Annotated in this window: 15 protein-coding genes and 2 pseudogenes; 13 read left to right on the top strand and 4 right to left on the bottom strand. The window is 42.9% G+C overall.

The features are described from left to right. The first annotated feature begins 102 nt into the window (after positions 1 to 102). Both CL176_RS06220 and CL176_RS06215 read left to right on the top strand, forming a co-directional pair. Positions 103 to 402 (top strand): histidine kinase, encoded by a 300-nt coding sequence (locus tag CL176_RS06220; RefSeq protein ID WP_162890857.1) that lies wholly within the window; start codon positions 103 to 105, stop codon positions 400 to 402. A 255-nt stretch (positions 403 to 657) separates the two neighbouring features. Next, positions 658 to 1,395: an alpha/beta hydrolase-fold protein gene (locus CL176_RS06215; RefSeq protein ID WP_240430327.1), complete on the top strand. Its 738-nt coding sequence runs from the start codon at positions 658 to 660 to the stop codon at positions 1,393 to 1,395. 70 nt (positions 1,396 to 1,465) lie between these two features. Here CL176_RS06215 and CL176_RS06210 read toward each other — a convergent pair whose 3' ends face one another. The 3 genes and pseudogenes from CL176_RS06210 to CL176_RS13020 form a co-directional block, all read right to left on the bottom strand. Then, on the bottom strand, positions 1,466 to 2,440 hold the full coding sequence (locus tag CL176_RS06210; RefSeq protein WP_118990519.1) for a C39 family peptidase: 975 nt from the start codon (positions 2,438 to 2,440) through the stop codon (positions 1,466 to 1,468). Between the two features lie 423 nt (positions 2,441 to 2,863). Next, positions 2,864 to 3,126, bottom strand: a pseudogene (locus tag CL176_RS13025) (transposase). 443 nt (positions 3,127 to 3,569) lie between these two features. Beyond that, positions 3,570 to 3,740 (bottom strand): annotated as a pseudogene (locus tag CL176_RS13020) (IS110 family transposase); the annotation flags it as partial. 532 nt (positions 3,741 to 4,272) lie between these two features. On the opposite strand from CL176_RS13020, the gene CL176_RS06190 reads away from it, so the two are divergent. The 5 genes from CL176_RS06190 to CL176_RS06170 all read left to right on the top strand — a co-directional run bounded on the left by CL176_RS06190 (position 4,273) and on the right by CL176_RS06170 (position 9,558). Then, a complete protein-coding gene (locus CL176_RS06190; RefSeq protein WP_162890856.1) occupies positions 4,273 to 4,893 on the top strand; it encodes a TVP38/TMEM64 family protein in 621 nt (206 codons plus the stop codon). Continuing rightward, the gene (locus CL176_RS06185) at positions 4,890 to 5,885 is read left to right on the top strand and encodes an LTA glycolipid anchor biosynthesis glycosyltransferase, IagA/BgsA family (RefSeq protein ID WP_118990514.1); all 996 of its coding nucleotides are present in this window, start codon (positions 4,890 to 4,892) and stop codon (positions 5,883 to 5,885) included. Before CL176_RS06190 ends, CL176_RS06185 begins: the two co-directional genes overlap by 4 nt. A 20-nt stretch (positions 5,886 to 5,905) precedes the next feature. Beyond that, entirely contained in the window at positions 5,906 to 7,075 is a 1,170-nt protein-coding gene (locus CL176_RS06180) for a glycosyltransferase (RefSeq protein WP_162890855.1), read from the top strand. A gap of 140 nt (positions 7,076 to 7,215) precedes the next feature. Next, positions 7,216 to 8,964 carry a ribonuclease J gene (locus tag CL176_RS06175; protein WP_118990512.1) on the top strand — a complete coding sequence of 583 codons (1,749 nt, stop codon included), beginning with the start codon at positions 7,216 to 7,218 and terminating at the stop codon, positions 8,962 to 8,964. A 9-nt stretch (positions 8,965 to 8,973) separates the two neighbouring features. Then, positions 8,974 to 9,558 (top strand): energy-coupled thiamine transporter ThiT, encoded by a 585-nt coding sequence (locus tag CL176_RS06170; protein ID WP_118990511.1) that lies wholly within the window; start codon positions 8,974 to 8,976, stop codon positions 9,556 to 9,558. 106 nt (positions 9,559 to 9,664) lie between these two features. Here the strand turns inward: CL176_RS06170 and CL176_RS06165 are convergent, their stop codons facing one another. Continuing rightward, positions 9,665 to 10,000, bottom strand: a complete 336-nt coding sequence (locus tag CL176_RS06165) for a hypothetical protein (protein WP_118990510.1) — start codon at positions 9,998 to 10,000, stop codon at positions 9,665 to 9,667. Between the two features lie 206 nt (positions 10,001 to 10,206). On the opposite strand from CL176_RS06165, the gene CL176_RS06160 reads away from it, so the two are divergent. From CL176_RS06160 to CL176_RS06135, 6 genes are read left to right on the top strand one after another with little or no spacing between them, the layout of a single operon-like run. Next, the gene (locus CL176_RS06160) at positions 10,207 to 10,530 is read left to right on the top strand and encodes a hypothetical protein (protein ID WP_118990509.1); all 324 of its coding nucleotides are present in this window, start codon (positions 10,207 to 10,209) and stop codon (positions 10,528 to 10,530) included. After that, positions 10,520 to 12,523: a V-type ATP synthase subunit I gene (locus tag CL176_RS06155; RefSeq protein WP_118990508.1), complete on the top strand. Its 2,004-nt coding sequence runs from the start codon at positions 10,520 to 10,522 to the stop codon at positions 12,521 to 12,523. The genes CL176_RS06160 and CL176_RS06155 overlap by 11 nt, the downstream gene beginning before the upstream one ends. Positions 12,524 to 12,527: 4 nt before the next feature. Then, positions 12,528 to 12,995, top strand: a complete 468-nt coding sequence (locus tag CL176_RS06150) for a V-type ATP synthase subunit K (protein ID WP_118990507.1) — start codon at positions 12,528 to 12,530, stop codon at positions 12,993 to 12,995. Between the two features lie 43 nt (positions 12,996 to 13,038). Next, on the top strand, positions 13,039 to 13,626 hold the full coding sequence (locus tag CL176_RS06145; RefSeq protein ID WP_118990506.1) for a hypothetical protein: 588 nt from the start codon (positions 13,039 to 13,041) through the stop codon (positions 13,624 to 13,626). Between the two features lie 12 nt (positions 13,627 to 13,638). Continuing rightward, complete coding sequence (locus tag CL176_RS06140; protein ID WP_118990505.1) at positions 13,639 to 14,655, top strand: V-type ATPase subunit; 1,017 nt, start codon at positions 13,639 to 13,641, stop codon at positions 14,653 to 14,655. Next, on the top strand, positions 14,639 to 14,956 hold the full coding sequence (locus tag CL176_RS06135) for a V-type ATP synthase subunit F (protein ID WP_118990504.1): 318 nt from the start codon (positions 14,639 to 14,641) through the stop codon (positions 14,954 to 14,956). Before CL176_RS06140 ends, CL176_RS06135 begins: the two co-directional genes overlap by 17 nt. Positions 14,957 to 14,996 lie beyond the last annotated feature (40 nt).

The following is a 14,996-nucleotide window of genomic DNA, read 5'->3' as shown; positions in this document are numbered from 1 at the left end:
TTTAGTGTGATTCTAGCGAAAAGTCAATATGCATTGGCTTAAGATGACACTAAAGGCGAGACGGATTAATCTGTAGCCATCATTGAGCGCAAGGCCCAAGAGATGACGCAATTGATTGAGAAGGCTCTAACTTTAGTTCGTCTAGATCAGACCCAATATTTAGATAAGGAAGCGATGGCCTGGAGCGAGGCCCTCAATCTACAAGTAGCCGACTACCAGAAACTTGCCCAGCATTCTAAAACAAAATTATCAGCTCAAATTGAACTAGATATTTATATTGAGGCCCATGCGGTCCATTTAGGTCGGGCAGTTGAATATTTACTGGGCAATACCTTGAATTCGCTGAAACACGAGTTCATATCAAAGCTGTCCAAAAAGGTAAGCAAGCGGTTTTGTGCGTAACAGACGATGAGTTCGATTTAAGCCAGGCCGAGCAGGCACATATTTTGAGCGCTTTTAACAAGTGAATTCTTCCAGAAATAAAGCGGTGCAAGCGGGCTACGACTTAAGCTTGTTTTTGTAGACCGGATTTTAGACTTGCATGGTGGAATCCTTGTTGTGGAAGCCGAGGTAGGGCAGGGGAATGCATTCTATATCAGTTTGCCTTAAGCAGATGAAAGCGTATGATGAAGGTAACAATTCCAAGAGGTTACATCAATGATTGAAAAGTTTGACCATTACTTTTCCCACCGCGATGAAATGTGCCATTTACACGTTTATTTGCCTGATGACTATGGCCAGAATGACCGCACCTATCCAATTATGACATGTATTTTATTCTATCACCGTGATGCAACTTACGGGCGTTCCTGGGGCCTGAAGTATTACATGGATCAAAGTGACCGCCAGATGATTATTGTAGGGATTGAATGCATTCATGATGCGCGCCTGGCCGAATACTGTCCCTATTATGTTGAGCATGGTTTTCGTGACCAACCGATTGCTGGTTATGGCAGGCTATTTATGGAGTGGCTCGTCTTTGATTTGAAGCAGATGATTGATGAGAAGTACCGCACCCAAGCTTTTCGCGAAACGACCGGGATTGGTGGTTCTTTCATGGGTGGTTTGATGGCCTTTTGCAGCCTGATTGCCTTTAATGCTTACTTCTCCAAGGCAGCTGTCATCTCGCAAGCCCTTGGACTCTGTAGCGACCAGCTTACGCAGGAAATGAACCAGCAGTCACTCGATCCTAATAGCCGGGCTTTCTTCTCCTACAGCCAAAGAGAAATCAAGCGGATGCCTGACGCTTTAAATACAGTCGGTTTCTTTAATGATCGGATTGTTGAAGCAGGTGGTCAAGCTTATATCCATGTCGAACCCAATGGGGCCATACCGAAAATTCATGGTGCCGGCAGAACCCTCGCTACATGGAATTTCTGTAGGATGCATAAATAAATAAGCCGTAGCTTGCACTAATCTTGCAAGTTGCGGCTTATTTGATCCTTTTGCTTTTAGTTATCTTTAATTACTTACCAAAAGACCAGAAGTTAATGGCATCTTCTAAGAAGATATACTCAGGTAAGCCTTGTAAGGAGTACATATTCTTCGGATCATCGTTCGGGTCATTGATATAAACCAATTCATTCACTGGATCATAGCCACGGATGACTAGAATATGCCCCACAGGAGTGATGTGTCCCGGATTGACTGAGGCAATTACTACTTCACCTTTTGGGATTGCGTCCATGGCGCTGTAGAAATCATCCGCGTGATTTGTCACGTGCCAATGATGATCATCCGCATAATCTTGGAAAATTTGCCAAGATGTTCCTTCCATTTCCATCCAATAGTCCATCCCGCTCCATTCAAGCACATCAGAGGCAAGGACTTCAGATTCTTCCAAATAAGAATGCACCATGGCCAAGGAAACGAGTGCACAGCCTGCCTGACGCATCTTTTCACCCTCATCACCATAAGCATCCCGCATCCATCGTGGATCCGATTGCAGTTGCAATGGCACATCTAATTGCTGGCCACTATCAGCAATCTCAGTATATTGGGCTGGATTATCTGGTAAGAAGGCAAAGCCGAAGTTATAGTACATCAAGTTCTTATCTTCCAAGACTTGCATAATTTCCGCTTGATGCTGTAAAGGATTGTCCCCATAGGTGTTCATGGCAACTTTTCGAATATCCGCGAATCGTTCAGGATGATTGAAGTTAAAGCTCCCTAAAGCTTCTTCCAATGATACGTCAGCATAATTTAACGCATTCTCTCCCGAATCAACTGTCGAATCTTGCTGGGATAGACTTGCTTCATGGTCTTCGCTCGTATCACTCATCACTTCTTCTTGCTCAGCCTCCGTCTCTACACTAGCCTCAGCCCTTGACGATTCCCCTGTGCCAGTGACATTCAGTAACCAAAAGACTGTAAGTGAGATGATAAGCGTCAAGATGATTCCAATCGTTGCAATAAGTATATTGCGTGGTTTCTCTTTCATATTCCCCTCCTTTGAAAGTAATAGCTATAGTATAGACTAAAACAAACCCGGAGTATAGCATAATTTACATATGATAAACAAATATCACATAAAAATGCAATTTACTAACTCAGGCAATATTGAAAAAACGACAATTTGCTCATTCAACAATTCGGACAACATTTTTATTGAAATGTGCAATGTGACAATTATTTTTAGGTTTCTTTTGCGTTTTATTTGAAACTAATTAACCAAAAAGAGCGCAAAAAATCAGCACCTGTGGTATAATATAAATGCAAACATGTAATTAATTATATGTTAAGCGTCCTGCATTAGGTGCTTTTGCCGGAGCCCTAATGTTTTTTTCTTTGTCATAATGAATTTTCTCCAATAATACCTTATAGATAATTCGAATCATTTTATGACCACAAGTAACGACGGCCTTCATCTGGAATCCTTTATTGGATATTCGATAGTAAAGAGACAAAAGACAGGATATTTTGATCGCCCAGCTAAGCCACCAGCCATGACCAGTATTGACTTAATGTATTTATTCCCTCTTGTTGTACGCCTTGAACGGTTCTTGCCAGCACTTTCGTAAGATTCAGGGGCTAGACCTCCCATGAAGCTAACTTCGCTGCTGATGCGAATGCATCAACGTCTGGACCGATTTCACCTAGAATAACGACTGCACCAATAGCTTTCATGCCTGGTATTATCATTAGCAAATCGTATTCTTCAGGGAAATGGTTGAGTATGTACGCTTCGATTTCTTTAGAAATTTGAGCAATCTTCTTTGTATAGAAGCGATATTCGTCTAAAGAATCATCTAACAGCATTCGATCGGTTGTGCTCATTTTTTCCGTCCAGGACCAATGTGAGGTCTTCAGCAGAAGCTTTAACGCGAAGATCCATACATTCTTGTACACGTTCAAGTGTAATGGCTTCTCTATTGATGAAGAGCTCTATTAGGCTCTGGCCTGTCAAAGAGAAGACATCGGATAAATAACTCTTGATTTTCATATTCGCGCGCTCTAGAATAATTGGGATTTCATTCTTAATCTATGTGAGCTTTTGGCTATAAGATTTCCGATGTCTGGTTAGATACCGTAATTCCATCACTTCAAGCGATGGAATTACGAATGTTTAACTAAGTCACATCGCCCAAGCTGGCAATCCATTCAGCATCTTTGACATCTGGTTTCCTACTAGGAACGTTCTTAATATACAGAGAATTGGCTAAGGCTTGGCTAAAGGATCCATCTGCTAAGATGTTGAAGACGGGTATCCAATACTGACCTGTACTCTCCATGAATACATTAGATACGTGGTTTTCTTCTAGCTACTCGCGGCATTGTTTAAATCGCAAGTACGTGTACCAAATGTACGCACATTTTTCTTTGGTTTATTGGTATCTAAAGGTCCATCGAGTTTACAACACGTATTACTTTTCTGATGAACGTCTATACCATAACACACTTCAATCATAACTTTCATGATAATGCACCTCTCTTGATAATATTAGATGATAGAGGGCTCATTAAATTTTGAAATTTTATTTTCATGTTCTTTGACGTATTTGACTTATCGCAAGAATAAAGCCCTCATCCAGTTTTTGGGACGGGGGTCGGCAAAACCCCTATAAAAATCGGATTTGTATCACCTATATATTGTGAACGGTTAATTGGTTTCTCTCATGGCTTTGAATGGGAACCATTCGTAAGGTTTTTGGCGTAACTGAATATTTGTGCTTTATTTGTGATTTTTAGCTAAATCAGACTAAAGCCCCTAGATTATTTCGCCAGATTCTTCTATGATAAAAGAAAAGTAAAGAGATGATAGGGGTGAAGGGAATGTATACACCGACACGGGGAGACCAGCTGACTCATCAGCTTTTAAATGTCTTTGGGCTTATCGGAATTGGCCTGACAATTTACTTATCTGTGAAAGCTTATCAAATGGGCTTACTGACGGATCAACAAGCAATGGAAGATTTCTTGCAATCAGCAGGCATTTACGGACCAATAATTTTTGTTATTATACAATTCTTACAGACGGTGATCCCAATTATGCCCGGGGCATTAACGATTCCCGCTGGGGAAATTGTCTTCGGAGCACTGAATGGCTTTCTGTTGAATTTGTTTGCGATTTTAGTCGGTTCGGTCACGGCTTTTGTATTATGTCGGCATTACGGTAGGCGCTTTCTGTGGGTTTTATTGGGTGAAGATAAGTATCAGCGTTATGTGCCTTTACTAGATCGACCGATGTTCCACCGAATATTTACGTGCGGAATGATTGTGCCCTTTGCACCGGCGGATATTCTTTGTATGTTGGCGGGCGTCTCTCAGATGCCCTGGAAGCAGTTTCTTTGGATTCTTTTCATAGGGAAACCTATTTCCTTATGGCTTTATACTAAGTTCTCAGTCTTAGCCATCGAGTTCATCGTTCAAATTCTGCAAGGAGGCCTGGTATGAAAGTCTTATTATACAGTGAAGGAGAGTCTCTCCTGAGTCAATCAGGCCTTGGCAAGGCGATTAAACACCAAGAACGCGCTTTAACTCAGGCAGGTATAGACTACACCTTGGATCGCTCGTCTGCCTATGACTTATTACATATTAATACCTATTTCCTAGCCTCTTATCAACTTGTTCGAAAGTGCCGCCTAAAAGGGCTACCGGTTGTCTACCATGCCCATTCCACGGAGGAAGATTTTAGAAACTCCTTTATTGGATCTAATACCTTTGCCTCAGCTTTTAAGCGGTGGATTACGCATTGTTACGGTCAAGCTGACGCCATTATTACACCTACGCCTTATGCTAAAGCCTTACTGGAAGGTTATGGCTTAAAGCAACCTATTTATGCTGTATCTAATGGCGTTGACTTACAGGACTTTCAGCCCATTCCCCAGGCCCGGGATAAGTTTCGGGTAACTTATGGCTACGAAGCCCAAGACTTTATTATTATGGGGATTGGCCTTTTAATTGAACGTAAGGGGATATTAGATTTTATTGCCCTGGCTGAGCGCTTGCCTCAGTATAAATTTATTTGGTTTGGCGACACCAATGCCAATATAATTCCGCATCATGTCAAACAAGCTATCCAGGAAGCGCCAAGTAATTTATATTTTGCGGGCTATGTGGACAATGCTATTATTCGCTTAGCCATGCAGGCGTGTGATGTCTTTATAATGCCAACATTTGAAGAAACCGAAGGGATTCCCGCCATCGAAGCCTGTGCGTCACGCTGTCCTTTTATTGTGCGTGATATTCCGGTCTTTTCAAATTGGTTAGAAGACGGGTATAATGTACATAAGGCAGCGAATGTGGATGAATTCCAAGAGAAGATTGAAGCCTTGGCAGTGGGCGAATTAGCTGATTTAACCGAGCAAGCCTATCACGTCGCTGAGGCGAGGGACTTATCCCAGATTGGCCAAGCTTACCAAGCTATATATGAAACACTCATCTAACCTTTAGGGAGGCTATGAAGATGAAGATTTTACTTTTGACAGAATTATATGACCCCATCGTCAACGGGGTCATTACCAGTGTGAAAAGTTTGAAATACGGTTTAGAGCAGAAAGGGCATGAAGTCCGAATTCTGACCTTAGGTTCTAAGACAAGTTACGATAGTACCCAGGGAGTCTATTACTTGTCTTCTTACAGGGTTCCTTTTATTTATCCGGGTGCTCGGGTGAATATTCACCCGGACCTTGCCTTGTATTTAGATATTCTGAACTGGGGGCCGGATATCATTCATACGCAGAATGAGTTCTCAACTTTCCGGGTCGCTAGGCATTTACACTCAGATTTAGGGGCAAGCCATATTCATACCTATCACACTGTCTATGAAGACTATACTCATTACTTCACATCAAGTCCGCGAATTGGCAAGCGAATGGTCGCCCAAGCTACCAAAATCCTTTTAAATCGTGTTGATCAAGTGATTGTGCCGTCTGAGAAAGTAGCGAACTTATTACTTTCATACCAGGTGCATGCACCTATTCATATTATCCCCTCAGGCATTCAACTCAATCAATTTCAACAGCAAGCCAGCCTTGACGATATTCATTGCTTGAAGCAAAGTCTAGGTATCCCTGAGGACACATTTATTGCCCTTTATCTCGGACGCTTAGCGAAAGAAAAGAATATTCACGAATTGCTGGCATACATCCAGCAAATGAAGCAACCGAATTTTCATTTCCTGATTGTCGGGAATGGCCCCGACCGCGACTGTTTAGAAGCGCAAGTCCAGGCAGCGAGCTTAAGCCAACGAGTGACCTTTGCTGGACAAATTTCCGCCGATCAAGTTGGGATATACTATCAATTAGCGGATGTCTTCTTGACAGCCTCCACGAGTGAAACCCAAGGGCTGACTTATATTGAAAGTTTAGCATCGGGTACGCCCGTTATTTGCCGGGAAGATCCGGTAATCGACGCCATTGTGGTGGACGGCTGGACCGGCTATCAGTACCGCAATTTCTCTGAGTTCGAACAAGCCTTCCAAGCCCTGGCAACCAACCCGGGCCATCTTAAGGAACTGGGTACCAACGCTCAACGTTTCGCCATGGAGACCTATTCTAGCGAAGCTTTTGCGGAACGTGTCGAAGCTTGTTACGATGAAGCACTCAGTCAGAATACCTTGAGTTTTCACTATTAGAAAGGGGCCGATGGGCTCCTTTTTTTCATTTTTTGGATGGTGCGGGATGGTACTTTCATAATTATTTATGGAATTTAGTGAGAGTATGCTATAATGAGAAAGACATTTTACAGTTTAAATAAATTAATGAGAGGTGTTATATGAATACAGTCAAAATTATCCCTCTAGGAGGCGTACGCGAAGAGGGCAAAAATATGTACGTCATTGAGGTGAATGATTCCATCTTTATTCTGGACTGCGGACTAGTCTTTCCTGAAGAGTCCATGCTAGGTATCGATGCAATTATTCCTGATTTTACATATGTTGAGGAGAATCGTGACCGGGTGCAAGGGGTCTTCCTAACCCACGGACATGATGATGCCATCGGTGGCTTGCCTTACTTATTGGATATTATTGATGTACCTGTTTTTGGGACTGAGTTGACGATTGAGTTGGCGAAGCTTTCTGCAAAGAAGCAGGGGCTAACTGACCGCCTGGATCAATTCTATAAGGTTGATGCCGATACTGAAATTGAATTTGAGGACGCGACGGTGTCCTTCTTTCGGACAACCCATACCATTCCGGATTCTGTAGGGATTGTCGTCCATACGCCGGAAGGGAATGTTGTCTACACGGGTGACTTTAAACTCGATCCAAGTGCTAGCGAACTTTACCAAACGGATTATGACCGCTTAATTGAATTAGGCAAAGAGGGCGTCTTGGCTCTCTTGAGTGATTCGGCGGACGCTGAGAGCCCGATTCGTTCGGTCAGTGATTCGACCATTATCAAAGATATGGAGAGCATTTTCATGAATGCCAAAGGGCGGGTAGTCGTTGCAGCGATTGCCAGCAATATTTCGCGCATTCAACAATTATTAGAAGTAGCTCATAAGACTCAGCGCCAAATCTTTTTTGCCGATGATGATTTGACGGATATTATTGACTTAGCTATTAAATTGGACAAAATCCAGCTACCAAGCCGGGATGTAATTGGCAAAAGTGACCGATTAAACGATACCCATGATGATGAAGTTATCATTCTGCAAACGGGCGGGGTTGGCGAACCGATTCAAGGCTTAAATGCGATGGCAACGGGACATCATCCGAAAGCCAACTTAAAAGAAGGCGATTTCGTCTATATGGCTACTACACCTTCAACAGCTATGGAAACTGCCATGGCTAAGACGAAGGACTTGGTTTACCGGGCAAAGGCTGAAACCCGCACGATTAACGAGAATCATAAGGTTTCTGGTCATGCCAGCCAAGATGATTTGAAATTTATGTTGAACTTCTTAAAGCCAACCTACCTCATCCCAGTCAACGGCGAAAGTCGCATGCTGGCAGCACACGCCGATGTCGCCGAAGAAATTGGCTACCATCCGAACCAAATTTTCCGAGCAAATATTGGCGATGTCATTGAATACAAAAACAACAAAATGACCATGACAGCTACCATTCAAGCAGGCGATGTCCTAGTTGACGGATCCGGCGTGGGCGACATTGGCAACGTGGTGCTGCGTGACCGCCGCATTCTCAGTGAAGACGGTATTTTCATTGTGGTGGCGACAATTTCCCGCCGCTTGGGCAAAGTCTTAGTTGGGCCGCAAATTACGTCCCGTGGCTTTGTCTATATGAAGACTAGCATTGATTTAATTCAAGTATGTTCCGATATTACCCTCGATGTCTTAGAAGAGCATTTGGCTAGCAAGCAATTCGATTGGGGTGACTTGAAGAACGACTTACGCGAGAAACTCGGCAAGTATCTCTTCAAAGAAACCCAGCGTCGTCCGGTAATTCTACCGATTATTATGGAAGCCTCCAGCTACCAACCGGACCAGAATCCGTCAAACCAGCATAAACAGTCTAAAGGCAAACAAAATCGCCGCAAAAAATCTAGAAAGCAAGCATAGGAGGAGACCATGAATAAGCGAACGCAAAGATTATTACTGGATTGGCTAATCGCCGTTGTACTAGCCATTGCGATTGGCTATGTGGCAAGTTTCAGTGATTATACCCGAGGTCTATTCCTGGTCAGCTTAATTTGGCTAGCCTTAAGACACGGACCTTATCCAACGCTTTTAGCTGGCTTTGTAGCCGGTGGGGTCTTAAAGTTTCTCATCAGCCGCCCAGACTATTGGGTCGATGCGGTTGTCTACGGTAGCTTCCCGATTCTGTTTGTGGCGCTGGCAGGACTATTCGCCAGAAATACCCAGCGTACCTTGAACAATAAACGCCTATCTTCAACCTACTTGAACATTACAACAGCGTCGGTCCTTGTGAGTCTGGTATGGCATCTGCTACGCTTCTGGCTCATTCCCTTGGTTCTGGACGCACCGAGTCCAATCGGTATCCAAGACGTGAGCTTCTGGGTCAGTGCCGTCTTATCGGCCCTGGTGAGTGCAGGCGTCTTATGCCTCATGGCACAATCGAAGGCCAGCTTAATTATTCCAAAGCGCACGAAATACTTAACCCGTCGCGAAACGTCCAGTTTACTAAATGATTAATAAAATCGAAGCCACCACCAAATAGGTAGGGGGCTTCGATTTTATTGTGTTTATGATTAAAATTGCTACAACTTTAGGATAGTCTAGGTCAAAAAAATAAAATATTCTAACTGGCTTCCACCCGCAAAATTTGTTCGATGGGTAAAATAAAGGTGCGCTGACTATCCAATTCGTTGAGGATAATTCGCCGCTCCATGTCGACAGTGGTATGCACAAGGCAGTTAACTTGGTCGGTGACCATGCGTCCGGCTTGATTGTAGTACTCATAAGTGACCTTGACAGGTGTTTGCTTAACATAGTGGTGGTGTAAGGTTTGTTCTACGTGGTAAAGTGGCATGATGTAAGCTTTGGCTTGCTCTGGGGTGTCTTCTAGAAAAGGATCGACCCAAGTTGAAATACGTTGAAACAGTGCACTGGTAGTTGAATAAATTGGTAATTCCATGTAAGCCCTCCTATGTAAAATTCCCGAACAGTTGTTTGTACATCTACAGTATACGAACACTCGTTCTAAATGTCAACCTAAAAATTTTTCTCGGTAAATTTATTGTTATTTTTTTCTATTTTTTGTAATCTGACAATCTTTTATTTTAAAAAAGGTTATTCTTTTGTTATAATTCTTTTGTAACGTAAATTAAAGGGGGTGTTTTGATGGCTAAGTCAACTTTGCAAGTAATTAAAGGAATTGAGGATGAGGCGAAACTCATCCAGAAAAGCTACCAAGATCAAATTGGTGAGATAGAACAAACCTACCAAGATAGCTTACAAGAAGAGCGGGAAGCGCTGGACCGCGAGACTGTCCGTATAATAAATGAGCAGGAGACAGCCTATCAAGCGGCAGTGGCAGAAGCCCAGGCTGATTTAGAAGCGACCATCGCGTCTTATAAAGCGCGAACGAATCAAGCTTTGACCGATAATAAAGATACGATTGTACAGGCGATTGTAGAAGAGGTGGTGAATTTATATGGCAATTAGCCAAATGGGCAAATTAACGATTTTGGCACCGAATCAATATATTGATGAGCTTCTGGCCCAAGTGCAAGGTTTGCAGCAGATGCAAGTGATTGACTTGAATGATGTGCGCAATAAGATCAATCTGACGGATGAAGTGCATGATGTTATCGAGGCCTATGTCGATGATGTCGACTTGGATCAAGTTGACCGCAGTGTCATGGCAGAATTGGATGAACGTAAATATGAAATCGAACGAGCAATAGAACTCGTTGAGAATTATGTGCCGAAGCCTTCCTTTATGGAGCGCATGCGTAAAGGAAAACCGAAGGTAAGCTTCAGGCAAATTGAATTTCATGGGCAAGCCTTCGAGGAAGCAGAGATTGTTGAGCGGGTTAAATACTTAACAAGCCAAATAGATGTCTTAGAAGAACGTATTGAATCATACCGTGAGAAATATGATGAATTAAGTCCGTGGCGCAAACTTGAGATTACTCCCAATGAATTGCGGCGCTTTTCTTTTGTTCGGGGTGTGATTGGTCGGATTCCGAGTACCAATGAAGATCAGTTCTTCCATTTCATTAAAGAAAACGATGAATTAGAGTATGAAATGGTCTTTGTTGATGAGAATGATTATGGCATTATTGTCTTTTTGAAGGATCCGGAGAATCGTGAGCTCTTACAAGAATTGCGTGAATATCAATTCGTGCCATTAAACTATTCATCCAATAAATTACCGAAGGAATTGTTGGATGAATATGATGAAGTCATTGAGCAGAGTAAAGAAAGTCGCAAGCTGATCTTGGCGGAACTGAAAGATTCCCAAGAGTTGCTGGATGAATTGAAACTTCAATATGAATATGTGTCCAATTTAAGTGAACGGGAGCAGGCTAAGGTAATGGTTGCGCGTTCCAATCACTTGATGGTGATTCAAGGTTGGATTGAGAAAGAGAACGAAGATCGCTTTATTCACGATTTACAGAATCGTTTCGGGGAAGAACTGGTCATTCGCAAGACCGATATTCGCGAAGATGAACAAGATGAGATTCCGACGAAACTGAAGAATAATTGGTTGGTTCGTCCCTTTGAGAACTTGGTGACCATGTATGGAACGCCTCATTACAATGAAGTCGATCCGACCCCTTATGTTATGCCATTCTTTACGGTATTCTTTGGGATGATGTTGGCGGATTTGGGTTATGGCTTAATCTTATTTATTGCCACCCTCATACCGATGTTGTTCTTTAACTTTGATGAGGGGACTTATGAGAATGTGAAGTTGGTCAATATCCTCTCTTGGTCCGTTATGCTTTGGGGTGCAATTTATGGCTCCTTCTTCGGCTATACGATTGAGTGGATGCAGCTGATTGATTTACAAAATCAAGTCATTGAAGTGCTAGGTATATCGGTAGCCATTGGTTTAGTACACATGGCAATAGCCTTTGCCTTAAATGTGTACTTGCAACATAAGCGGGGCAACAATGCTATAGCAGTGGCGGAAGGGGTCGTTTGGATAGCGGTCATCTTCGCGATTGTCCTAGCGGTGCTCGGAATGGCTTTCGAGAGTTTAAGTTTCTTATTAACCTTAGCCGGATGGATTGGAGCAATCAGTATGATTGCCATGGTAATCGCTTATATTGTAGAAGCCGGCAGTATTGCTGGGCTTGGTAACGGTCTATTAGGCTTGATTAATGGGGTAAGTTACTTTGGTGATATTATTAGTTACGCCCGCTTAATGGCGCTTGGTTTATCTGGTTTAAGTATTGGGGCAGCCTTTAACTTAATTGTCTCAGAATTACCTGGGGTAGCCCGCTTTACACTTGGCGTGTTAATCTTTATCGCTTTACATCTCTTTAATATGTTCCTGTCTGTCTTAACGGGAGCGGTCCACAGTTTGCGTTTGATTTTTGTGGAGTTCTTTGGGAAGTTCTATACAGGCAATGGTAAGCCATTTAAACCTTTACAAGTTGAAGAGAAGTATGTTGAAATACAAAATCATGAGATAATGGAGGATTAGTTTTATGGAATATATTGCAAGTTATTTTAGTGACTTTGGAGGTTATTTCTTTGCTGGACTCGGTGTTGTCTTAGCCGTCGCTTTAAACGGAATTTCTTCCGGACGGGGCGTCGGTCGCGTCGGGGTGGCAGCAGCTGCATTAATTAAGGAAGAGCCAGAGAAATTTGCCCAAGCCTTGATTTTACAACTGATGCCTGCTTCGCAAGGCCTATACGGTTTCGTTATCGGCTTCTTGATTATGCAACAAATGGAAGTGGGGATGGATTTAGTAACCGGTGTTAGCTTATTTGTCGCATCCTTGCCGATTGCCTTTGTTGGGTACGGTACAGCAACTTACCAAGCCGACGTGGCCGAAGCGTCCATGGCAATCTTGGCCAAACGTCCTGAAGAGAATAGCCGTGGGATTATTATGGCGTCCATGGTTGAGATGTATGCTATTCTTGCCTTTGTTATTTCCTTCTTGCTTATTTAATCATCCTAGTGTCAGTGAATTTACATAGAAAGGATGACGATTGATGAGTGAATTAACTAATTTAAAGCAATCGGTCATGCAACAAGTAGAAGAACGTGGCAAGCTGTGGCTCGAGCGTGAAACTGCCAAAATCCAAGCACAATACGAACAAGATTTAGCCAAGTTGCGGGCAGATAAACAAGCCCAGAAAGAGGTTCGTTTGAAGCAATTGAAAGATGAACATGACCAGCAAATTCAACAAATTAATAACCAGAAACGTCAAAGCTCTCTGGCCAGCAAGCAAGAACTCTTACAAGCTTTATTTAATGAAGCCGTTCTGCAAATGGAGACCAGCGATATTCATGAGCAGATTGACTTTTTCAACCAGACGATGCAAGCCTTTACTCAAGAGCCGGTGCAAGTGCATTTCGGTGAGAAGACAGGCCGACACTTCAATGATGAAACTTATAACTATTTAGAAGGCTTGCATCCTCAAGCAGATTTTAGCCGTGATTTACTTGCAGGCGAAGGTGGTTTTATCATCAGTAGTGATAAAATTGACTACAATTACTTATATTCGCGGATGGTGGAACATGTCCAAGGTCCGTTAAGCCAGAAACTTGCGCAAGAAATTTTCGGCCCGAGAGAATAGGAGGCGATTCATATGAGCGCTCAAGATTATGCCTCGACGCAAACCTTTATTAGTGTGCGCGAACAGAATTTCTTAGGCCATGAAGATTATGAAGCCTTAATGCAAGCTGAGTCGAGTGCACAAATTGTGCGCATGCTCGAGGAATCAGACTATCATCTTGAAGAGGCGGATCTTAACGATCCCGATGCCATTGAAGCGGAGTTGATGCGCGAATTAGCAAAGGAATACCGCCTGATTTATGCTAACAGTCCGAATCAATATGCAGCAGATGTGACCGCTTCGAAATATATGTTCCACAATTTGAAAGTTCAAATGAAAATTGTCGCCACCGACTTGGATTTAGATCACTTAATTATCCCCATCGGTCCTTATTCAACCCAAGAACTCTTTCACTTAGCCCAGACAATGGAATCCTCGATTATCGATGCCAGCATTGTCCAGAATGTTCAAAGTACCTGGGAAGAGTATCAGTCTTATGAAGATACGGAAGTGATTGATGTTGGGATGGATATGGCTTATTTCGATTATTTACATCATTTGAAGGGATATTTCAATGATCCGAAGGTGAAGCATGTCATTGATATGGAAATCGACTTTTACAATGCCATTACCGGCATGCGGGCCCTGAAGCAGGGGAAACCGAACAGCTTTATGTACGAGATGATGAGTGATCAAGGGGCAACGGATATTCGAACCATGATTGATATTGTCCGCCAAGGCCGTTTGGCCCAGTGGTTTGACCGGGCAAATCAGCTTAAATTTGATCTGACTATACGCAATTACTTAGAAAGTATGACCGCGAAGAATTTTACCGCACGTCAGTTAGAGAATATTGCTGAAATGTACTTGCATCAATATATGGCTGATGCCAGACTGAGTGGTGCAGGTCCGATTCATATTATTCGCTATCTCTATGGCCGCGAGATGGAAGTGAAGAATTTACGCTTAATTCTGACGGGCCGGGCGAATGATTTATCGATGGAAGGTGTCAGAGAGAGGATGCGACCGATATATGGCGAAAGGATTTAAAATTGGCGTCGTTGGGAACCGGGATGCGATTCTGCCATTTCGTATGATTGGCTTTGATGTGTACGCCGTTAATACCGGTGAAGAAGCCCATGAAGTTATTGATGACTTAGCCGGTGATAATTATGGCATTATTTACTTGACGGAAGATTTCGCTAAGGAGATTCCCGATGTGATTCGCCACTATGATAGTCAAATTACGCCAGCTGTGATTTTAATCCCTACCCATAAAGGCCAGACAAATATTGGCATGAGACGGGTACAAGAGAACGTTGAAAAAGCGGTAGGAGCCGATATACTGTAGGGTTTAAAATAAGACTTGCCAGCAAAATACCGTAGAAACA

Origin of the sequence: Suicoccus acidiformans, from assembly GCF_003546865.1 — a bacterium.
GTDB lineage: Bacteria > Bacillota > Bacilli > Lactobacillales > Aerococcaceae > Suicoccus > Suicoccus acidiformans.
This window is presented reverse-complemented; position numbering and strand designations above follow the sequence as displayed.